Genomic DNA, 21,289 nt, shown 5'->3' with positions numbered 1-21,289 from the left:
AGGAGTGATCGATGCCCGTTATTGCCACCCTGACCCTGAACCCGGCAATGGATCTGTCCGTCAGCACTGCGCGGGTGACCAGCACCGAGAAGTTGCGCTGCTCGCTGCCGCGGCATGACCCGGGCGGCGGAGGGATCAATGTCGCGCGGGTGGTCGATACGCTGGGGGGCGATGCGGTGGCCATCTATCCCGCAGGCGGTCCGTTCGGTGATCTGCTCACGCGTGCGCTGGATCAGCTGGGCCTGGCGCACCGCCCCGTTCCGATCGTTGGCGACACGCGTGAAAGTTTCACGGTGGACGAATTCGAGACTGGGCTGCAGTACCGTTTCGTGCTGCCTGGTCCTTCCTTGTCCTCAGATGAGCTGACCCGCTGCCTCGACGTATTGGCCTCGCTGGATCCAGCGCCGAGGTATCTGGTGCTGAGCGGGAGCTTTCCGCCGGGTGTGACGCTTACGTTCTACGATGATCTGCTCAGACTGACGCGACGCATCGGTGCCAGGCTGGTCGTCGACCTGTCCGGCGAGCCCCTGGCCTACGCTGCCCGCCGGGGCGGTGCATACCTGCTGAAACCGAGCCTCAACGAGCTGTCGACTCTGGTGGGTCGCGCGATCACGAGCGAAGTGGAACAGGAGCAAGCGCTACGCGGCCTGATGGCGAACGGTTGTGCGCAAATAATTGTGCTCTCGCTGGGCGCGGAAGGGGCGCTGGTGGCCTATGGCGAGCAGCTACACCGGCTGCGCTCGCCACAGGTCCCAGTCGTCAGTGCGGTGGGCGCCGGCGACAGTATGCTCGGTGCCATTGTGCTGGCGCTGGCCGAGGGGCGCGGCATTGATGAGGCTGCGCGCTTCGGTATCGCCGCCGGGAGCGCAACCGTGATGCGCCCCGGTACCGAACTCTGCCATCGCGAGGATGTGCAGCGACTGCTGCAGCTCGGCGATGGCGAATGTTGGGCTAATTGATCCGGTTGACCCGCGGGAATTTCGCGGCAAATGCGTCAGGCATGGCGACGACACGGCTTTGCGAATAGTCGTAAAAAACGAAGCCGGATTTGGCCATGGCAATCAGGGTGCCATCGGCCGGCCGGGTAATACGGAAGGTGATGTCGCCGCCGTACTTGTTGAAATCCATGACGCCGACCTCGAACAACAAGGCATCCCGTGCATGGGCTTCGGCTTTGTAGGTGGTGGCCAGGTCGGTGACGATAATTCCACCACCGTCCTTGTTGGTCTCTGCGATGCCATAGGCAAACAGGAAGCGCGCGCGGGCCTCTGAAATCATCGAGATCATCGAGTCGTTCGCCAGATGGTTGCCGGCGTTGATATCGGTGATACGTACCGTCAGTTGGGTGGTGAAACAGAACTGGTCTTCTGGGAACTGCAGGGTCAGACGGGCCATGGTGCTCTCGTGGACTGGATGCGTGGCGCCGGTTCAGCGCAACGTGCGGGACGCGGATTGTACGCGTCCGCCGAGCAGGCCCAAGTCCGACAATCGTCTCAAGTGGCTGCGCCCTTTGCTGTCATACCCATTAAGCGATGCTATGGCGAATACCCTGCAGGCGCTCATCAATAATCGGCGTGATCAACGCGTAGCATTCGGCCGGCGCGAGGCTGATGCGCGGCGCATTGATCAGGTTCTGCTCCAGGTGTTCGATGAGGCTGCTCAGCGTCTTGCCGCCAATCGGGTCGGCCAGTCGCTGGCACAGGTAACGCATCTGGATCTGCATATCCAGCGGGCAGGTGTCGAAATTGGCCGCACGCACCGCGAGGCCGCGCAACCGGCCAAGGTCTTCCAGTGCGCGGCAGGCTTCGCATAGGCCGGTGACCTGTGGATTGCCCTGGTAGGCCAGGCGCAGCTCCAGTACGTGAATGCTCTCGAGCACCTGTTCGATGAGGATGCAGTGCGGCTCGAAGTCGGCCGGGTTCTGGCGAACCTGCTGCCACAGCGCGCGCATCGCGGGGCGGTTTTCGTCGCCATTCCATTCCTGCCAGAGCCGGTCGAGACGGCCAGCCACTTCCAGGCGCTGCGTTGCTGCCGAGGCATTGCGCTGACCACCGAGGCCACGATGTTTCTGGATGAACTGTAGAACTTCCAGCGCCTGCTGCAGCGCCTGGACGTCGGTGGTGCTGATTCGCTTGCGATGCCGCTCGGCCGCGACGCGGCTCAGATGGTTGCCAAGCAGGACCAGGCAGGCGGCCAGGGTCAGGGCGATTGATACTTCCATGGTCAGGCTTCCGTACGGCTGAGGCGGGTGAGATAGAGGGTCAGGCTGTGCAGTTCTTCGGCCTGGGCGCGCTGCTGATCGACGCCTGTTTCGACGTGCTCGAGCTGGACGCGAAGCAGGTGATTGCTGTTGCGCTGTTCGTCGAGGGCCGCATGCAAATGGTCGAGTTCGGCCAGGCTCTGCTGACTGCGTCGCGCCAACTGATCGAGTTCGGTCGCCAGCGCGCTGCTCTGCTGGCCGCTTTGCTCGAGCAACTGCTGATGCTGAACGACCTCGACTTCCACACGGCGGACAGCAGCGCCTGTGGTTGCAACCACACGGGTGATGTCCTGAGCGGCCCGGTCGCTGGTCAGCGCCAACTGACGAACCTCGTCAGCGACGACTGCAAAGCCGCGGCCATGCTCGCCGGCGCGCGCGGCTTCGATCGAGGCATTCAAGGCGAGCAGCTGGGTTTGTTTGGCGACGTTCTGGATGCTTAACGCGGCGTTGCCCACCGCGGCGGTGTCCAGAAGCAGCTGGCCGACCGCATCGGCGGTGCGTTGCATGCTTTCGCGGACATCGCTCATCGAATGGCTGACAGTCAGAGCGCTGTCGCGACCGGCCTGGCTGTCACGATGGGTTTCGGCAAAGGCCTGCATGGCTTGCTGGCCCAGCGTGTCGACACGCGCGAGGTTGTCGCTCAGCGCTTTGCTGGCGTCACTGATTGCCAGGACGCGCTGACCCTGGTCGATGCTGCTGTGCTCGGCTGCACCGGCCATGCGCTCCAGGGCATCGCTGGCGAATTGCACCTCGCTGCGCAGACGTTCGCTGCGCAGCGACTGGGCACTGAAAGCAGCAACCAGATCCTCGCGCGGCTCGCTGAGGTGCTGTTGCCGGCCAAGCAGCCTCAACAGGTGGTCGCTATGACGCTGGCTTGCGCGCCGTTTGCGCTGTTGGCTGAGTTGCATGCCTCCGGCAAGGCAACCGAGCATCAGCGACAGCAGCGGCTGCTGCCAGAGGGCTGCGAGACAGGCGCCCGCCCAGGCCGCAAGCAGCAGCCAGTCCAGGTGCTGGCTTACCGCAGTGCCTGGCTCGGCTTTGAAGGCTTCTGTCGTCTGGCTGGTCCCGATCAATGCTCTGTCCATGTCGTTGATTCCGGTTCGATTTGCTGAGGGCTGTGCGAGCTCGAACTGAACACGCTTCGCGAGCAACTTCGTTGATACGAAAAGTGTCGGTACGGCGCGCCATGCAAGGCAAAACTGAGCCGTGTGGTGGTCATGCCGCGGGCCGCTGCTGGCGTTGGTAGAGGAACTCGAGGACTTGCGCGCGGTAAGCGTGGTACTGAGCGTCGTGTGCCAACGTCATGCGGTCGCGTGGATGCGGGAGATCAACGCGCAGGATGTCGCCGATGGTGGCCGAGGGGCCATTGGTCATCATCACGATACGGTCGGAGAGCAGGACGGCCTCGTCGACGTCATGGGTGATCATGATCACCGTGTTACCGAGGTCGGAGTGGATCTCCATCAGCGAGTCCTGCAGGTGCGCACGAGTCAGCGCATCGAGCGCGCCGAAGGGCTCGTCCATCAGCAGTACCTTGGGCTGCATGGCCAGTGCGCGGGCAATGCCGATGCGCTGCTTCATGCCGCCGGAGATCTCGCTGGGGCGCTTGTCGCGGGCGTGGGTCATGTGCACCAGTTCGAGGTTGTGCTCGATCCAGTCGCGCATTTCACGTCTGTTCTTCTGGCCCTTGAAGACCTGGCGCACCGCCAGTTCGACGTTCTCATAGCAGGAAAGCCAGGGCAGCAAGCTGTGGTTCTGGAACACCACAGCGCGCTCCGGGCCGGGCTCGTTGACCTCTCGGCCGTCGAGGATCACGCCGCCGGTGGTGGCCTGATAGAGGCCAGCGACGATATTCAGCACCGTCGACTTGCCGCAGCCGGAGTGACCGATCAGCGAAACGAATTCGCCTTTGGCGATGCGCAGATTGACGTTCTGCAGGGCGCAGTAGAGGCCCTTGTCGGTGGGGAAGCTGATACCGACGCCGGTGAGTTCGAGATGGGTAGGGTTCATCGTGGTTTCCTCAGCGCAGGTCTGCGTTTTTGTCCCAGCTCACGCGGCGCTGGAGCATCAGCATGATGCGATCCAGGGCGAAGCCGATCAGGCCGATGACGATCACCGCGACCATGATTCGGCCGAGGGAGTTGGAGCTGCCGTTCTGGAACTCGTCCCAGATGAATTTACCGAGGCCGGGGTTCTGCGCCAGCATTTCCGCGGCGATCAGCACCATCCAGCCGGTCGCCAGCGACAGCCGCAGGCCGGTGAAAATCATAGGGATGGCGGCGGGCAGGACGATGCGGCGCACATGGCTCAGCGGCGACAGGCGCAGCACGCGGCTGACGTTTTGCAGATCCTTGTCGAGGTTGGCGACGCCGACGGTGGTGTTGATCACCGTTGGCCACAGGCAACACAGGGCGACGGTCAGCGCCGAGGTGACGAAGGACTTCGCCATCAACGGGTCCTCACTGACATAGACGGCGCTGACCACCATGGTCACCAGCGGCAGCCAGGCCAGCGGCGACACCGGCTTGAAGATCTGGATCAGCGGGTTCATCGCGCTGTACACCGTCTTGCTCAGCCCGCAGACGATGCCCAGCGGCACGGCTATCAGCGAGGCAATGGCAAAGCCGGTCATCACCGTGTAGAGGCTGGTGAAGATCTGCTCGAAGAAGGTCGGCTTGCCGGTGTAAGAGCGAATCTTCACCTCGGCGTCCGGGTTCTTCGCCAGCTTGGCGGCGTTGCGTTCCTCTTGGCGCTGGTAGAAGGCATCGGCTTTCTCCCGCGACTGGACATGGGCATCGACCAGCCCGTTGAACTGCTCGGCTACCTGGCTGGGCCCTGGAAACTGGCCGAGGCTAGTCTGGATATTGGTCGCCACCAGCTGCCAGAACAGCAGGAAGGCCAGAATGCCCACCAGCGGCATGATTACCTGCGGTAGCCAGCGCTTGAGCCGGGCCTGGCGGCCGGCCTCGAGCGTTTGCTTGATGTTTTTTGCGACGGCTGGATTGCTCATCGACGTGTCCTCTCCGGGTATCGGGAGCCGCAACGGCTCCCTGGTGGCGGGATCAGAGGGTGGTATCGCCTTTCAGGCCGATCGCGAACTGTTCGAGATAGGCGTTGGGCGTGTGTCCGTCGTAGGTGATGCCATCAATGGTGTCGGCCAGCGGCTCGCGGACGCCGTCTTCATCGGCTGCGGGAAAGTCGTCCGCAGTGAGCAGGCCGTCTTCGATCAGCGCGGCGGCGGCTTCGCGGTAAATGTCGGGGCGATAAACCTGCTTGGCGGTCTCCAGATACCAGCTGTCCGGCTTGGCTTCGGCGATCTGGCCCCAGCGGCGCATCTGCGTCAGGTACCAGATGGCGTCGGAGTAGTAGGGGTAGGTGGCGTGATAGCGGAAGAAGACGTTGAAGTCCGGTACCTCGCGCTTGTCGCCTTTTTCGAACTCGAAGGTGCCGGTCATGGAATTGGCGATGACCTTGGCATCGGCACCCACGTACTCGGGCCGCGCGAGAATCTCCACCGCTTCCTGGCGGTTGGCGTTGTTGTTTTCATCAAGCCACTTGCCGGCTCGGATCAGCGCCTTGACCAGCCGTTTGTGAGTTTCCGGGTTGGCTTCGGCCCAGGCCTTGGAGACGCCGAAGACCTTCTCCGACATGTTCTTGCGGATCGCGTAGTCGGCCACTACCGGCACGCCGATACCCTTGAACACCGCCTGCTGGTTCCACGGCTCGCCAACGCTGTAGCCATGGATGGTGCCGGCTTCCATGGTCGAAGGCATCTGTGGCGGCGGAGTGACCGAGAGCAATGCCTGGGCATCGATCTGGCCGCTGATGTCGCCCTTGTTCGGTGCGTAGTAGCCGGGATGAATGCCGCCAGCGGCGAGCCAGTAGCGCAGCTCGTAATTGTGGGTGGAGACCGGGAACACCATGCCCAGGTTGAACGACTTGCCGCTGGCGTTGAGCTGCTCGATCACAGGTTTCAGCGCGTCGGCCTTGATCGGGTGCTGCGGTTTGCCATCGACCATCGGCACGTTGGGCTTCATTTGCTCCCAGACGGCGTTAGACATCGTGATGGCATTGCCATTGAGGTCCATGGTGAAGGCCGTAATGATGTCGGCCTTGGTGCCAAAGCCGATGGTGGCGCCGATCGGCTGGCCAGAGAGCATGTGCGCGCCGTCCAGCTCGCCATCGATCACGCGGTCCAGCAGCACCTTCCAGTTGGCTTGAGCTTCGAGCGTGACATAGAGCCCTTCATCTTCGAAAAAGCCCTTTTCGTAGGCGATGGCAAGGGGCGCCATGTCAGTGAGCTTGATGAAGCCAAGCTTCAGCTCTTCTTTCTCCGGTTCGGCAGCCCAGGCGGTCATCGGTACCAATTGCAGCAGGGCAGAGCATCCGAGGCTGGCAACCAGTGTTTTCAGCAGCGTACGGCGAGTCTTGCGCATGATTCTTCCCTCAATCGCGAAACGAAAAAAAGGCGTAACGGACGCACCCTCTGCATGAGCAGAGCGAGCACCGTTGACGCCTTTGTCAATTCGTCCCGATCACCGCCGTTGGCGACCCGAAGACGTGGTACTGGAGGGATTGCAAGGGGCTTGCCAGTTCGCGCAATGCCGGGATTTGCAGCGGCTAAAAATAAAAAAGCTACATCAATACAATGGCTTGCGTATCGAGCGAGTCATGGGCAGGTTGCCGCGGTCTCGGCACGCTGCAACTCGGTTCGGCGCGATAGGCGTGCAGCCAGCGCACCCCTTGGCTCCGTTTTGGTTCGTTTGAACGGAGCGCAGGCGTGCTGCTCATGAGGCGAAAAGTGGGCTTGGCTGTCTAGGCGTTGTTGCGGGGGCGAGGGCAGTACGGTTCGGCCCAGAACCGCGTGGTTTGAGAAGCGAACAAATCCGCTACGAGGGACGCATTGTGCAAGCCTCAGCACTGGGCCCTTACCTGACACCTGGCATGGTCTTGAACGGCCGAATGTATCCGGCCATTTGGCTAGGCTAACGCTAGGAGAGGGCCGAAACGCCGCCGCAGGTTACTGCCCCAGCAGGTCGTTCATCGCAATGATCTGTTCAGCCACCTGAATCAGCTTTTGCTGGCGGCTCATGGCCTGGCGGCGCATCAGGGTGTAGGCCTCTTCCTCGTTGCAGCTGCGCATCTTCATCAGCATGCCCTTGGCGAGTTCGATGCGCTTGCGCTCGACCAGTTGCTGGTCGCGCGCGTGCAGTTGCGCACGGATCGCCTGGTCACTTTCGAAGCGGGCCATGGCCACGTCGAGGATCGGTTTCAGGCGCTGGGCCTGGATGCCTTCAACGATATAGGCGCTGACGCCGGCGCGGATGGCCTGGCGCATCGCGTTGGGGTTGTTGTCGTCGGTGAACATGACGATCGGACGGGGCTGGTCACGGCTGACCATCACCACTTGCTCCATTACGTCGCGGCCGGGGGAGTCGGTGTCGATCAGCACCACATCCGGGCGAATCGCCTCGACCCGTTCGGGCAGGTCGATGGTCAGACCGGATTCCTCTATCACCTCGAATCCGGCTTCGATCAGAGCGCTGCGCAAGCGGCCGACCTTGCGTGGGGTATCGTCGATCAGGAGAACGCGAAGCATGACAGTCTCCCTTTTCAAGGCTTGGGGCGCAGTGCGGTATCAGCCAGTGCATGCAACGCGAAGCTGCGTGCGTAACCCGCAGGATCGCTGCCATCCCAGCGACTGCCGTCCATGAGAATGGCGTTGCGCATGGGTGAGTCGGGCACAGGGATGTTCAAGGCAGTTGCCGCGTCACGGTAGAGGCTGGTCTGCTGCACGCTTTGCGCCACGGCGAGATAATCCGGATCTTCACGCAGCAGGCCCCAACGGCGTAGCTGAGTCATGAACCAGAGGCCGTCGGAGTGGTAGGGCATGTTCACTTCGCCGTTGCCAAAGAAGCGCAGCGGGTGCTTGTCCAGCCAGGCATGGCCGAGGCCGTCTTCATATTGACCGAGAAAGCGGGGCTCGATGGCCGCAACGGGCGCATCGACATAGTCGCTACCGGCGATCAGCTGCGCGGTGCTGCGGCGGTTTTCCTGGCTCTCGTCTATGAAACGGCTGGCCTCTAGGATGGCCATGACCAGCGCACGGGCGGTATTGGGGTACTGATCGACGAATTCGCGCGTGCAGCCGAGCACTTTTTCCGGATGGTCCGGCCAGATCGATTGGCTGGTCGCGATGGTGAAGCCCATGTCTTCTTCAATGGCCTGCGCGCCCCAGGGCTCGCCGGCGCAGAAGCCATCGATGCGACGCGCCCGTAAATGGGCCACCATCAGGGATGGCGGCACCACCAGCGTGCGCACGTCGGCCAGCGGGTGAATGCCGTAGGCGGCCAGCCAGTAGTAGAGCCAGAGCGCATGAGTACCGGTTGGAAATGTCTGCGCGAGGGTGAGTTTTGCACCACTCTGGCGCACGCATTTGCCGAGCGCATCGGGATCGGTCACGCCGGCGGCCTTCAGCTCACGGGAGAGGCTGATGCTCTGACCGTTTTGCGCCAGCCCCATCAACACCGCCATGTCCTTCGGTGCACCGCCTCCGATGCCCAGATGCACGGCGTATATCAGCCCGTAAAGCCCATGAGCGGCATCCAGTTCGCCTTCGACGAGTTTGTCTCGCACGCTGGACCAGGAACTCTGCCGTTGCAGGTTGAGCGTGAGGCCGTAGGGCTGGGCAAAGCCCTGGGTGGCGGCGACGATCAGTGATGCAGCATCGGTCAACGCCATGAAACCAAGGTTCACGACATGCTTTTCTGGCGCGTCGCTGCCGGCGACCCAGGCTTTGGCGTCAGGACGGAGCGAAGGGGTGGGGTCGGTCATGCTGAGGGGAACCTTTGCCATGCGAAGCGCACACCGTCCGGAAGGGGTTCGGTGCGAGCCGGGATACCTGACTCAGGTTTAGCAAGCCACATGCCAAGCGCAGGACACGACGCGTCTATCTACTCGCTACTTGGCGCACGAACCAGCGGCAGCGGCGAATGGACTGGTCGTAACCCCGGAACTGGGACCCCCAATTCAGCGCGGGTACAACGGCGGCAGTGCGCTGGCTTCCCGTTCTGCATCGCCAGCCTGTCTTGCCGGCAGGCTCTGAATGGCCTGCCACAAGGCTTCGCCTTGCCAGCGTTGACCGGTCTCGCTGTACAGCGCACCGTTTAGCCCGTCGAGTGCGTCGGACAGCGGCTCGAAGCGCGCCGCCATATCGGCCAGCGTCTCGGGCTGCTGACGCGCCCAGGCATCAAGTGCATGGCGGGTAGCCTGAGTGTCATTGGCCAGGCAGGCCCGTTTCAGGTCATCGAGCAGGCTGCGCGGGGTCGGGCCGGTCTGCACGGTGCGGATCACCGCAGGTTGGCTACGCGCATGTAGCCACAGGCCAAAGCCGAGCAGGGTGGTCAGCGCCAGCAAGGCGCTGCTCAGCTGCCAGGGCCACAGCCGACGCGCTTCACGCTGTTCAGGCACGTCTGGTGCGTCGATGGCGGGCTGTTGAAGGTTCGGGTTGTCGGCCACCAGCAGGTTCCGCCCAGGCAGAGTGCTGCGCTCCAGGCGATCGTCAAGGGTGTTCCACCAGACCACTTCAACGGGTGGGAGCTGGAAATCACCGGTGCGCGTCGCGACCAGGGCTTCGCGCTGCTCGCGACTGCCGCTGACGCCGTTGGCGGTGATTTCGTTGTTCAGGGTCGGCTGGTCGGGGTAGCTGCGCAGGCCTGGAACCTCGGTCGAGCCGATGGGTGGCAGCTGGCTACTGGTCAATCCGTCGGCTTTCAGCAAAAGGCTGCGGGTCAGGGCTTCACCCAGTTGAGCGTCCGCCGGCTCCGGACTCCAGGCTTCGACCAGCGTCAGGCTTCGGGCAGGCAGCCAGGGGACGTCGGCGGGATACTCAGCTGGCTTGGCTTTGACCGTCAACGGAATAGTGGGAGATTTCACCTGGGTCGAACGCCCGAATCTGGAGCCGTACTGATCACCGGTCGCCGGTGCGACCGTGGTGGCGCCGAACAGCTGTGCGGGGATCGTCAGCTCGCCGCTCTTCTGCGGAAACAGCGCATAGCGGATTTCGATCACGCCGTGGCGAACCCCATTGATGTCTTTTTCATAGGTGCGGGGCTCGCCCAGTCGCTCCACCAGCGCGTCGCTCATTTGCAGCGGGGACAAGGTGCTGTCGTCGTAGAGCGATACGGAATGGTAGATACGCAGGGTCAGCAGCACCTGTGCCTGCACATAGGCCACTTCCTGATCGAGGCTGGCGTCGATGAAAATCGGAGCAAGAAGATCGCTATCTCCAGCGCTGGGCTCGGTGACATGCAAGGTGATGGGTTCGCTACGGGCATCGCCGAGTTGCAGCGGCGGAATGACGACATAGCCGGTCTGCAGTGGCTGGAGCGTGACCTGCCATTGGGTTATCGCCTTCGCCTCGCCATTGGCGCCGGCAAGCTGGTTGCTCTGGCGAGTACCTGACACCTTGAAAAGCCCGTCGAGCGGCTGCAAGTCGGGCTTGCCAAAGGCGGTGCCGTCGGCCGTTTCCAGAGTGAGTTCGACCGTTTCGTCCAGGCTCAATTCGGTGCGGTCGACCCGAGCGAGCAAGGTGGCCGCGTTCGTCTGCAGGCCCAGCAGGAGCAGAAACACCAATGTCATCCAGCGCATCATCGATTCAATCCCTGCCGTTTGCGTTGTTCATAAAGAAACTTGCGCCTTAGCAGCTCGCCGGGATCGTCCGGAATCTTGCGCAGCCACTGGTTCATTGCCTGATCCTGCTCGGGATCGACAGGCACTTGCTGGGCTTGTGCGATCGGCTGGTCGGTCGCTTCTGAGTTGGACTCGGGAGGGGCCTCGTTCTGTGTTTCGCTCGACACCGCGCCCGCTTGGCTTGGCGGGGCCTGCGTCGTGGCTTGATCCGTCGAGGCAGGCGATGCGGCTGGCCCTTTGCTTCCGCGCGCCTGCATCTGCTGTGCGGTTTCAGGTGTCCGTTCTTGCGGTGTCGGCTCGTCGGGATTGGCTTCTTCCTGAGTCTGTTGCTGGCGCAGGGCCTCTTCGACTGCGGCTTTATTACGCCGCGCAACGTCCAGGCCAGGGTCCAGTTCCAAGGCTTGCTCATAAGCCTCGATGGCGGCTTTCAGCTCATCATTGCGTGCCAAGGCATTGCCGCGGTTGTAGTGGTCGGCTGCGGAGTCGCCCTGGCTGAATTGTTCCGCGGCGCCGGCAAAGTCTCCGGCCTGGTAGCGCGCATAGCCCTGCCACTGGTAATTCTTGAAGTGTTTCGCGGCTTCGTCTGGGCGAGAAGATTCCAGCAGGCGCATGCCCTGCTGATCGGGGCGCAGCCAGAGGTCGTCAAAGCTTAGAGCGCTCGCGGGTTGCGGGACGAACAGGAAGAGTGGCAAGCAGAAAAGCCAGCCCCGTCGTCCGGCACAGGCTGCAAGCAACAACAGGGGCAGTAGCAGCCAGTAGCCTTGGTCATGCCAGGTGTCGAGACGGGTGGTCTCGTCTTGCGCCACGAGCTTGCCGTTGCGTTCGAGCAAACCGAGGTTGCGCAGGTCCGCATCATCGACTCGAGCCTGCTGATAGCGCCCACCGATACGGCTGGCAAAACGCCGCATGGCAGTTTCGTCGAGCCGAGGAATGATGATGGCGCCTTTATCATCTTTAAGGAAACTGCCGTCCTCACGGGGAATCGGGGCGCCCTGTTCGGTGCCGATGCCGAGCAGGAGCAGCGACTGATCGCCGTCTTCGAGCAGTTGCTCAATTGCTGTGCGTTCTGGCGCGCTCAGGCTGCTGCCGATCAGCAGCAGGCGGCCGCGGCCGTTGGCGCCCTGCTGGAGCAGTTCGATGCCTAGCATCACCGCCAGATCAGCGCGGTAACCAGGTTCGGGCATAAGGTCGGGTTTCAATGCATCCAGAAGATTTTGCGTGGTGGCCATGTCGTTGGACAGCGGCACCAAGGTGTGAGCGCTGCCGGCGAATACCACCACCGCCGTCTGCGCGTCCTGACGGGTCTGGAGCAAATCGATGATCTTGCGTTTAGCCTGCTCGAGCCGGCTTGGGCGCACATCGGTTGCCAGCATGGCCGGGGTGGTCTCCAGCAAGATCACCAGCGGGTCCGTGCGTGACAGGCTGGGCTGCTCGACCTGTTGCCAGCTTGGCCCTAACAGCGCCAGACAGCTTAAAAGCCAGGCGGAGCCAAGCAGAAGCCAAGGGAGCTTGCTGTTACGCAGCTTGCCGCGGGTGAGCAGAACGCTATGAAAGGCTTCGGGCAACAGGCGCTGCCAGCGGCCTGTCTGGCGCTGTCGATGCCATAACCGCCACAACAGCCATATCGGTAGTGGCAATAGGATTAACCAGAACGGTCTGAGCAAGTGCGGCAGAAGTTCGCTCATGATGGCGTGCTCCGCCGGGCGAGTTGACGCAGCGACAGCGGCCAGATGCTGCGCGCGACCAGCAGCCAGCTGAACAGCAGCGCGGCCCCCAGTGGCCAGGCATAGAGCGCAGTGGCCACGCGTGCCTGAGCCGGCTGTTGGGCTGCAGGTTCGAGTTGGTCGAGTGTGGTACCGACTGCTTCAAGCTCTTCATGCGTACGCGCTCGGAAATACTCGCCGCCGGTTTCATGGGCAATCGCGCGCAGGGTCGTTTCGTCCAGATCGCCGCCGGGGTTGAAACCGAAGCGATTAAGCGTGCTGTCACTCGCTTCTGCACCGATGCCGATGGTATGCACCTTGACGCCTGCCGCCGCGGCGAGGCGAGCTGCGAGCAAGGGGTCGACTTCGCCACCGTTATTTGCGCCGTCGGTAATCAGCACCAACACGCGACTTTTCGCTGGCCTTTCGCGCAGGCGCTTGACTGCTAGGCCGATGGCGTCGCCGAGGGCAGTGTTGTTCCCGGCGATGCCGATCACAGCCTCATCGAGCCAGGTGCGTACCGTTTGCCGGTCGAAGGTCAGTGGTGCCTGCAGGTAGGCCTTGCTGCCGAATAGGATCAGCCCGACGCGGTCGCCGCGCCGCTCGGCAATGAAGTCACCGAGCAGGTGTTTGACCAGTTCCAGCCGGCTGACCTCTTCGCCTTGCCATTGCATGTCCGGGTAGTCCATGGACCCGGACACGTCGACCGCGAGCAATAGGTCGCGACCATTGGTGGGAAGCGGCAGCGGTTCGCCAAGCCATTGTGGCCGCGCGGCCGCGAATACCAGCAGAAGCCAAATGAGCAGATAGGGTAGCTGCTGCCGCCAGGCGGGCAGGGCGATGGCGGCCCGGCGGCCGGCAAGGGCTTCCAGTTCGGCCAGAAAACCAACCTTCAGCGCCGCGTCGCCGCTTTCGGATACTGGCAAAAGCCAGCGCAACAGCCAGGGCAGTGGCAACAGGAGCCAGACCCACGGCCAGGCCAGCTCAAACATGCTTGCGAATCCAGATCTGCACGGACTGCTCTAGGCCTTGGATGGCCTTGTCGTCCAGCCGGCACTCGGCGCGGTAAGTGCCTTCAACCAACACCATCCAGCGCGTCAATCCGGCCGCTGGACACCGATTGTCAAGAAACGCCAGCCAGGCACGCCCGCTCAACGTATGTGGATGATCGTCCGGATAGCGTATCCGACACAGGCGTTTGAGCAGCGCATTGAGTTGCTGCAGCCAGTGGCTGGCCGGTTGGCCATTGTAGGGCTTGTCCAACTGGGCAAGTTCCAGCAGTGCAATCTGGCGCTGAGGGTCGAGGGGTTGTTCGTGTTGGGTCAAATCGCCTCGTTTCCCGCGCTGGAGTCGCTTCCATGGTCGGAATTTCAGCAGAAGAACAACGCTGAGCAGCAGGGCGGCGAGGAACCACCAGCCGGCCGCCAGGGGCCACCAACTTATAGCCGCTGGGGTAATGAGGGGTTCAAGCTCGAGGGCGTTCATCGGGGCGCGCCTTTATGCTGCCCGATGAGGTGTTCGCGCATCTGCTCAACTAGTTCACGCGAGGTATTCAGCGGCATTAACGGCAGGCGTAAACGGTCAGCCAGACGTTTCCAGCGTGCGCTGCGCGCTTCGCCTTGCAGTCGGTAGGTATGTCGCAGCGCGGCGTCATGGGTGTCCAGCTCCAGCCGTGCGCCGAACTGCGCAAAACGCAACAGTCCGGCTGCCGGTAACGCATGATCGAGTGGGTCACAGACCGGGATCAGCAGCAGGTCGACATGCCGCGCAAGCAAGGTCATCTGCTGTTCCGCGGCATCGCTCAGGGCGCGTTCGTCACAGATGATGACCGCCAGGCTACCCGGACGTAGCACTTCGCGTGCACGCCTGAGGGCCAGGCCAAAGGCCTCGGGGTCATCGGGCTGGTCGGCTTCTAGACTGGCATTGGCGCGGGCCAGGCGGTCCAACAGTTGCAGGAGGCTCTGCTTGCTGCGCCGGGGTTTGATTTCTTGCTGTTCGCCGCGCCCGAAGACGAGACCGCCGACGCGGTCGTTGTGACTTAGCGCGGCCCAACCCACCAGGCTGGCGGCCTGGGCAACCACCACTGATTTGAAGGCCCGCTCGCTACCAAAGAACAGCCGTGGACTTTGTTCAACGAGCAAATAGATTGGGCGTTCGCGTTCTTCATGAAACAGCTTGGTATGCGGCTCCTGTGTGCGTGCAGTGACTCGCCAGTCAATGGTGCGGACATCATCACCGGCCTGGTAGATGCGCACCTGATCGAAATCCACCCCACGCCCGCGCAGCTTCGAGTGGTGCAGGCCGACCAACTGGCTGCGCCGATGCGGGCTGGTAAACAAGGGCACTTCACGGACGCGATGACGCATGTCGATAAGCTCGGCAAGGCTCACCCGGATCCCATCGTCGGGCTTCGTAGGCGCCGACCTGTCGGCGGCGGACCGCGAGGGTTGCATCAGGCCACCGCGACCACGTCGAGGATGCGCTGCAGAACGCGATCCTGATCGATACCGGCGGCTTCCGCTTCGAACGAAAGGATCAAGCGATGGCGCAACACATCGAACAGCACGGCCTGAATGTCTTCAGGGCTGACGAAGTCCCGGCCAGCCAGCCAGGCATGGGCGCGTGCACAGCGATCCAGCGAGATCGAACCGCGCGGGCTGGAGCCGTAAGCAATCCAGCCAGCCAGCTCTGCGTCGAACTTCGCGGGGGTGCGCGTCGCCATGACCAGCTGCACCAGGTATTCCTCCACCGCGTCGGCCATGTACAGGCCAAGGATTTCCTTGCGCGCGGCAAAAATCGCCTGCTGAGAAACTCGGTGCTCGGGCGCGGTTTCGCCATTGATTGCTTCACCGCGCGCCTGTTGCAGGATACGTCGTTCCACCGAAGCGTCGGGAAAGCCCAACTTAACGTGCAGCAGGAAGCGGTCCAGCTGCGCTTCGGGCAGAGGATAGGTGCCTTCCTGTTCGATGGGGTTCTGTGTGGCCATCACCAGAAAGAGTGGCGACAGGTCGTAGGTGCTGCGTCCGACGCTGACCTGCCGCTCGGCCATGGCTTCGAGCAGCGCCGACTGGACCTTCGCAGGCGCTCGGTTGATTTCGTCCGCCAGCACCAGATTGTGAAAGATGGGGCCCTGCTGGAATACGAAACTGCCGGTTTCCGGCCGGTAGATCTCGGTACCGGTGATGTCGGCAGGGAGCAGGTCCGGCGTGAACTGGATGCGATGGAATTCCGCTTCGAGGCCTCCTGCAAGCTCTTTGATCGCCCGCGTCTTAGCCAATCCCGGGGCGCCTTCGACGAGCATGTGGCCATCAGCCAGCAGCGCGATCAGCAGACGCTCGATCAGCCGTTCCTGACCAAGAATCTGAGTTGAAAGAAAGTGTCGCAACGCGACTATGGCTTCACGGTGGTCCATCGCTTGGCTCTTCTGCAGGGGCGTGTCGGGGCGGGCGCTCGACCGGCACGACTTTAATTCATTACCGAGGGGCCGGCTATGCGCGGCTCGGCAAGTTCGTCACGCCAGATCAGCCGATGGTCTGCACTGACCGGCGCCGTGCATTGTTCGTCATGCGCCTGAATTAAATGTGACTGCTGGGTCGCTGGCGTCGCCAGACAAAGGAGACCAGAGTGGGGTGCATTCCCGGTCCGCTGAACTAACGTTGAACTTACAGGTTGCGTTGCCGGTCAGGTCCCGCGACTGCCCAAGTCGAATTCCAAGCCAGAATGGAGCGAAAAAATGGCGTTCTTTACAGCTGCCAGCAAAGCCGATTTTCAGCAACAACTGAAAGTGGCCCTGGCACAGCATGTCGACGAGAAACTCCTGCCACAAGTGGGACTCTTCGCCGAACAGTTTTTCGGAATCGTCGCATTGCCCGAGCTGACCCAGCGGCGCATGACCGACCTGGTTGGCTCGACGCTGGCCAGTTGGCGTCTGCTGGAGCGTTTTGACCCGAGCAGCCCTGTCGTTCAGGTATTCAACCCCGATTATGAAAAGCACGGTTGGCAGTCGACCCACAGCGTGGTCGAGGTGCTGCACCCGGATATGCCATTTCTGGTCGACTCGGTGCGCATGGAACTGACCCGTCGTGGCTATGCCATTCACACCCTGCAGAACAGCGTGCTGCAGGTCCGCCGTGACGGGGATGGCAGCCTGGTCGAATTGCTGCCCAAGGGCAGCTCAGGTGAAGGCAGCGAAGCCGAGTCGTTGATCTTCGTCGAAATCGATCGCTGCGCCAGTGCCGCGGCTCTGCATGAACTGGAACAGTCGCTGCATGGCGTGCTAGCTGAGGTACGCCTGGCCGTCACCGATTTTCCAGCGATGAAGGCGAAGGCCGAGGAGCACCATGCCCGTCTGGCGATGTTGCAAACGGCTGATAATGCCCAGCTGGCTGAAAGCATGGATTTTATGCGCTGGCTGGCTGACGATCATTTCACCTTCCTCGGATACGAAGAGTTCACGGTTGTCGACCAGGGCGAGGGCGGTCGCATTATTTATGACGAGGCGTCGCTACTAGGTCTGTCGCGCCATCTACGCACTGGCCTTGAAGCTGACGATCAACTGATCATGCCGCCGGCCCTGGCCTATCTGCGCGAGCCGCTGCTGCTGTCATTCGCCAAGGCGGCTACTCCGAGCCGGGTGCACCGGCCGGCTTATCCGGATTTCGTCTCCATTCGTGAATTCGACGAGCACGGGCGGGTTACCCGTGAGTGCCGCTTCCTCGGACTGTTCACGTCCTCGGTCTACACCCAGAGCGTGCGGCGGATACCCTATATTCGGAGCAAGGTGGCGGAGGTGATCGAGCGGTCGCACTTCGATGATTCGGCGCATCTGGCCAAGGAGCTGACTCAGGTATTGGAAGTGCTGCCGCGCGACGAGTTGTTCCAGATGACGCTCGATCAGCTGTTCAGCACCGCTATTGCCATCGTGCAAATCCAGGAGCGCAACAAGCTGCGCCTGTTCCTGCGTATCGATCCGTATGGGCGCTTCTGCTACTGCCTGGCCTATGTCCCCCGCGACAGTTATTCGACCGAGACCCGCCTGCGCATCCAGCAGGTGCTGGTGGACCGCCTGGAAGCCAGCGGCTGTGAATTTTCCACCTACTTCTCCGAGTCCGTGCTGATCCGCGTGCAGTTCCTGCTGCGTCTGGATCCGCACAAGCAGGTGCAGTTCGATCCAGTCCAGTTGGAAAACGAGGTGGTTCAGGCCTGCCGAACCTGGCAGGACGACTACTCAAACGTGGTCATCGAGCGTTTTGGCGAAGCCCAGGGTACCGGGATACTCGCCGACTTCCCGAAAGGCTTCCCCGCTGGATATCGCGAACGTTTCGCGCCGCAATCGGCGGCTGTTGATATGCAGCACGTGCTCAGTCTCAGCGGACAACGGCCATTGGTGATGAGCTTCTATCAGCCAATCACGGCTGTGGAAAACCGCCTGCACTGCAAGCTCTATCACCTGGATACACCGCTGCCGTTGTCCGACATGCTGCCGATTCTGGAGAACCTCGGGCTACGTGTTCTGGGAGAGTTTCCCTTCCATCTGCGGCGCAAGGATGGCCGTGAATACTGGATTCACGATTTCGCGTTCACCTATGCAGAAGGGCTCGAGATCGATCTGATGGAGATCAACGAGCCGCTGCAGGACGCGTTCATTGCCATCAATAACGGCCAGGCGGAAAATGACGCGTTCAACAGGCTGGTACTGACCGCCGGGCTCACCTGGCGCGAAGTCGCGCTGTTGCGCGCCTACGGCCGGTACCTTAAGCAGATTCGCATGGGCTTCGATCTGGGCTATATCGCCAGCGCTTTGCTCAACCACACCGACATCGCACGCGAACTGGTGCGGCTGTTCAAGATGCGGTTCTACCTGGCGCGCAAACTCGGCGAAGAGGACCTCGCTGATAAACAGGCGCGGCTGGAACAGGCCATCATCACGGCTCTGGATGACGTTGCGGTGCTCAACGAGGACCGCATCCTGCGGCGCTATCTGGCGCTGATCAAGGCAACGCTGCGAACCAACTTCTATCAGGCCGATGCCAGCGGCAAACCGAAGAGCTATTTCAGCTTCAAGCTAGACTCGCGATCGATTCCAGAGATGCCGCGCCCGGCGCCAAAATTCGAAATATTCGTCTATTCGCCACGTGTGGAAGGCGTACACCTGCGAGGCGGCAAAGTCGCGCGAGGCGGCTTGCGCTGGTCCGATCGGGAAGAGGACTACCGCACCGAGGTGCTAGGGCTGGTTAAGGCGCAGCAGGTGAAGAACGCCATCATCGTGCCGGGGGGCGCCAAGGGTGGTTTCGTGCCACGGCGTCTGCCTACCAACGGCTCGCGCGATGAGGTGCTGGCCGAGGGCATCGCTTGCTATCGGATCTTTATCAGCGGCCTGCTAGACATCACCGATAACCTCAAAGAAGGCGTCGTCGTACCGCCTGTCAACGTACTGCGCTACGACGAGGATGACCCTTACCTGGTGGTTGCCGCTGACAAGGGCACCGCAACCTTTTCCGACATTGCCAATGGCATCGCCGCGGAGTACGACTTCTGGTTGGGCGACGCCTTCGCATCGGGTGGTTCTGCTGGCTACGACCACAAAAAGATGGGCATCACTGCCAAGGGCGCCTGGGTCTCGGTGCAGCGGCACTTCCGCGAGCGGGGCATCGATGTCCAGCGCGACAACGTCAGCGTGATTGGCATTGGAGACATGGCTGGCGATGTGTTCGGCAACGGCTTGCTGATGTCCGAAACCTTGCAGCTGGTAGCCGCTTTCAACCATCTGCATATCTTCATCGATCCCGACCCGGACGCTGCGCGCAGCTTTGTCGAGCGGCAGCGCCTGTTCGATATGCCGCGCTCATCCTGGACCGATTACGATTCTTCATTGATTTCCGCCGGCGGTGGCGTGTTTCCCCGTTCAGCTAAGCGTATCGCGATCACGCCACAGATGAAGGCGCGGTTCGAGATCGAGGCGGATCAGCTGACCCCGGCCGAACTGATTCATGCTTTGCTCAAGGCGCCGGTCGATTTGCTATGGAACGGCGGCATTGGCACCTATGTGAAGAGCACGGCGGAGACCCATGCAGACGTTGGGGACAAGGCCAACGACATCCTGCGGGTCAACGGGAACGAGCTGCGTGCCAAGGTCATCGGCGAAGGCGGCAACCTGGGCATCACCCAGTTGGGGCGCGTCGAGTACTGCTTGCAGGGCGGCGCGGCAAATACGGACTTCATTGACAATGCCGGTGGGGTGAACTGCTCCGACCACGAGGTCAACATCAAGATTCTCCTCAACGAGATCGTCAGTGCTGGAGACATGACCGGCAAGCAGCGCGACCAGTTGTTGTTCGAGATGACCGACGCCGTGGCCGAACTGGTGCTGCATGACAACTACAAGCAGACCCAGGCGCTATCGCAGGCCGAACGTCGCGCCCATGAGAGCGGCAGTGAATACAAGCGACTGATCACTTCCCTTGAAGCGGACGGCTTGCTGGATCGCGCGCTTGAATTTCTGCCGAGCGACGAAGTGCTGGCCGAGCGCGCAAACCTGGGCAAGGGATTGACGCGACCTGAGCTGTCGGTGCTGATTTCATACAGCAAGATCGAACTGAAGGAGGCGCTGCTGCAGTCTCGCGTGCCGGACGATGCCTATCTTGCTCGGGAGATGGAAAGCGCATTCCCGCAGTTGCTAGCCGAGCAGTATCGCCCGGCGATGCTGCAACACCGTCTCAAGCGCGAGATTGTCAGCACGCAGATCGCCAACGACCTGATCAATAACATGGGGATCACCTTCGTTCAGCGGCTCAGAGAGGCGACCGGCCTGAGTGTCGCCAACGTTGCGGGTGCTTATGTAATTGTGCGGGACATCTTCCATCTACCCCATTGGTTCCGCCAGATCGAAGCGCTCGATTACAAGGTCCCGTCCGAATTGCAGCTCAACCTCATGGATGAACTGATGCGGCTGGGGCGGCGAGCGACCCGCTGGTTCCTGCGCAACCGTCGAAGCGAGCTGGACGCCGCACGTGACGTCGGGCACTTCGGGCCGCGGGTCGCGGCGCTCGGGTTAAAGCTCGATGAGCTGTTGCAGGGCGGAACACGCGAGCTTTGGCAGGCGCGTTACGAGCGGTACACCGACGCCGGGGTGCCCGAGTTATTGGCGCGAATGGTGGCCGGCACCAATCATCTCTATACGCTGCTTCCAATACTGGAAGCCGCTGATGAAACAGGGCAGCCACCCGCTGAAGTTGCAGCGGCCTACTTCGCTGTCGGCGGCGCGTTGGAGTTGCCCTGGTATCTTCAGCAGGTGACGGGTCTGCCGGTGGACAACAACTGGCAAGCCCTGGCTCGGGAAAGCTTCCGCGATGATTTGGACAGTCAGCAGCGCGCCATTACGGTATCGGTGTTGCAGATGGCCGACGCGCCTGAAAACCTGGATGCACGCGTTCAGCTTTGGCTGGAGCAACGGGAATATCAGGTCGAGCGTTGGCGGCGAATGCTGGTCGAGCTGCGCAGCGCCAGCAGTGTGGATTACGCCATGTACGCTGTTGCGGGTCGCGAGCTACAAGACCTCGCGCTGGAAAGTGCGAGACGCTAGGTGCGATTCACCGCCGGGTTTCCTGGCGGCTGATTTCGTCTGAGATGAAACGCC

General features: G+C 62.0%; 16 protein-coding genes. 2 read left to right on the top strand and 14 right to left on the bottom strand.

Features of this window, described 5'->3' with window-relative positions:
• The first annotated feature begins 11 nt into the window (after positions 1 to 11).
• Positions 12 to 959, top strand: a complete 948-nt coding sequence (locus RT21_RS07010; protein WP_046162171.1) for a 1-phosphofructokinase family hexose kinase — start codon at positions 12 to 14, stop codon at positions 957 to 959.
• On the opposite strand, the gene RT21_RS07005 is transcribed toward RT21_RS07010, so the two are convergent.
• The 14 genes from RT21_RS07005 to RT21_RS06940 all read right to left on the bottom strand — a co-directional run bounded on the left by RT21_RS07005 (position 952) and on the right by RT21_RS06940 (position 16,066).
• Positions 952 to 1,395, bottom strand: a complete 444-nt coding sequence (locus tag RT21_RS07005) for a thioesterase family protein (RefSeq protein ID WP_045426193.1) — start codon at positions 1,393 to 1,395, stop codon at positions 952 to 954. The two genes, RT21_RS07010 and RT21_RS07005, sit on opposite strands and share 8 nt — an antisense overlap.
• A gap of 130 nt (positions 1,396 to 1,525) precedes the next feature.
• Positions 1,526 to 2,221: a hypothetical protein gene (locus RT21_RS07000; protein ID WP_046162170.1), complete on the bottom strand. Its 696-nt coding sequence runs from the start codon at positions 2,219 to 2,221 to the stop codon at positions 1,526 to 1,528.
• 2 nt (positions 2,222 to 2,223) lie between these two features.
• Positions 2,224 to 2,766, bottom strand: coding sequence for a methyl-accepting chemotaxis protein (locus RT21_RS24370; RefSeq protein ID WP_371263602.1), 543 nt, complete (start codon positions 2,764 to 2,766; stop codon positions 2,224 to 2,226).
• Positions 2,767 to 3,475: 709 nt separating this feature from the next.
• Complete coding sequence (locus RT21_RS06990) at positions 3,476 to 4,270, bottom strand: ABC transporter ATP-binding protein (RefSeq protein ID WP_046162168.1); 795 nt, start codon at positions 4,268 to 4,270, stop codon at positions 3,476 to 3,478.
• 10 nt (positions 4,271 to 4,280) lie between these two features.
• Positions 4,281 to 5,270 (bottom strand): ABC transporter permease, encoded by a 990-nt coding sequence (locus RT21_RS06985; protein ID WP_082082130.1) that lies wholly within the window; start codon positions 5,268 to 5,270, stop codon positions 4,281 to 4,283.
• 52 nt (positions 5,271 to 5,322) lie between these two features.
• Positions 5,323 to 6,696, bottom strand: coding sequence for a CmpA/NrtA family ABC transporter substrate-binding protein (locus RT21_RS06980; protein WP_046162167.1), 1,374 nt, complete (start codon positions 6,694 to 6,696; stop codon positions 5,323 to 5,325).
• A 584-nt stretch (positions 6,697 to 7,280) separates the two neighbouring features.
• A complete protein-coding gene (locus tag RT21_RS06975) occupies positions 7,281 to 7,859 on the bottom strand; it encodes an ANTAR domain-containing response regulator (RefSeq protein WP_045426206.1) in 579 nt (192 codons plus the stop codon).
• 14 nt (positions 7,860 to 7,873) lie between these two features.
• On the bottom strand, positions 7,874 to 9,094 hold the full coding sequence (locus RT21_RS06970; RefSeq protein ID WP_082082135.1) for a CmpA/NrtA family ABC transporter substrate-binding protein: 1,221 nt from the start codon (positions 9,092 to 9,094) through the stop codon (positions 7,874 to 7,876).
• Positions 9,095 to 9,289: 195 nt separating this feature from the next.
• Positions 9,290 to 10,912 (bottom strand): BatD family protein, encoded by a 1,623-nt coding sequence (locus RT21_RS06965; protein WP_046162165.1) that lies wholly within the window; start codon positions 10,910 to 10,912, stop codon positions 9,290 to 9,292.
• Positions 10,909 to 12,636, bottom strand: a complete 1,728-nt coding sequence (locus tag RT21_RS06960; RefSeq protein ID WP_046162164.1) for a VWA domain-containing protein — start codon at positions 12,634 to 12,636, stop codon at positions 10,909 to 10,911. The genes RT21_RS06965 and RT21_RS06960 overlap by 4 nt, the downstream gene beginning before the upstream one ends.
• Entirely contained in the window at positions 12,633 to 13,646 is a 1,014-nt protein-coding gene (locus RT21_RS06955) for a VWA domain-containing protein (protein WP_046162163.1), read from the bottom strand. The genes RT21_RS06960 and RT21_RS06955 overlap by 4 nt, the downstream gene beginning before the upstream one ends.
• On the bottom strand, positions 13,639 to 14,139 hold the full coding sequence (locus RT21_RS06950) for a DUF4381 domain-containing protein (protein ID WP_046162162.1): 501 nt from the start codon (positions 14,137 to 14,139) through the stop codon (positions 13,639 to 13,641). Before RT21_RS06950 ends, RT21_RS06955 begins: the two co-directional genes overlap by 8 nt.
• A complete protein-coding gene (locus tag RT21_RS06945) occupies positions 14,136 to 15,107 on the bottom strand; it encodes a DUF58 domain-containing protein (protein ID WP_046162161.1) in 972 nt (323 codons plus the stop codon). Before RT21_RS06945 ends, RT21_RS06950 begins: the two co-directional genes overlap by 4 nt.
• Positions 15,107 to 16,066, bottom strand: a complete 960-nt coding sequence (locus tag RT21_RS06940) for an AAA family ATPase (protein WP_046162160.1) — start codon at positions 16,064 to 16,066, stop codon at positions 15,107 to 15,109. Before RT21_RS06940 ends, RT21_RS06945 begins: the two co-directional genes overlap by 1 nt.
• A 321-nt stretch (positions 16,067 to 16,387) precedes the next feature.
• On the opposite strand from RT21_RS06940, the gene RT21_RS06935 reads away from it, so the two are divergent.
• Positions 16,388 to 21,235: an NAD-glutamate dehydrogenase gene (locus RT21_RS06935; protein WP_045426232.1), complete on the top strand. Its 4,848-nt coding sequence runs from the start codon at positions 16,388 to 16,390 to the stop codon at positions 21,233 to 21,235.
• Positions 21,236 to 21,289: the final 54 nt, after the last annotated feature.

Source organism: Pseudomonas sp. 10B238 (assembly GCF_000970615.1).
In the GTDB taxonomy this organism is placed as follows: domain Bacteria; phylum Pseudomonadota; class Gammaproteobacteria; order Pseudomonadales; family Pseudomonadaceae; genus Stutzerimonas.
Note: the sequence above shows the minus strand (reverse complement) of the source record. Positions and strands in the feature narration are given on the sequence as shown.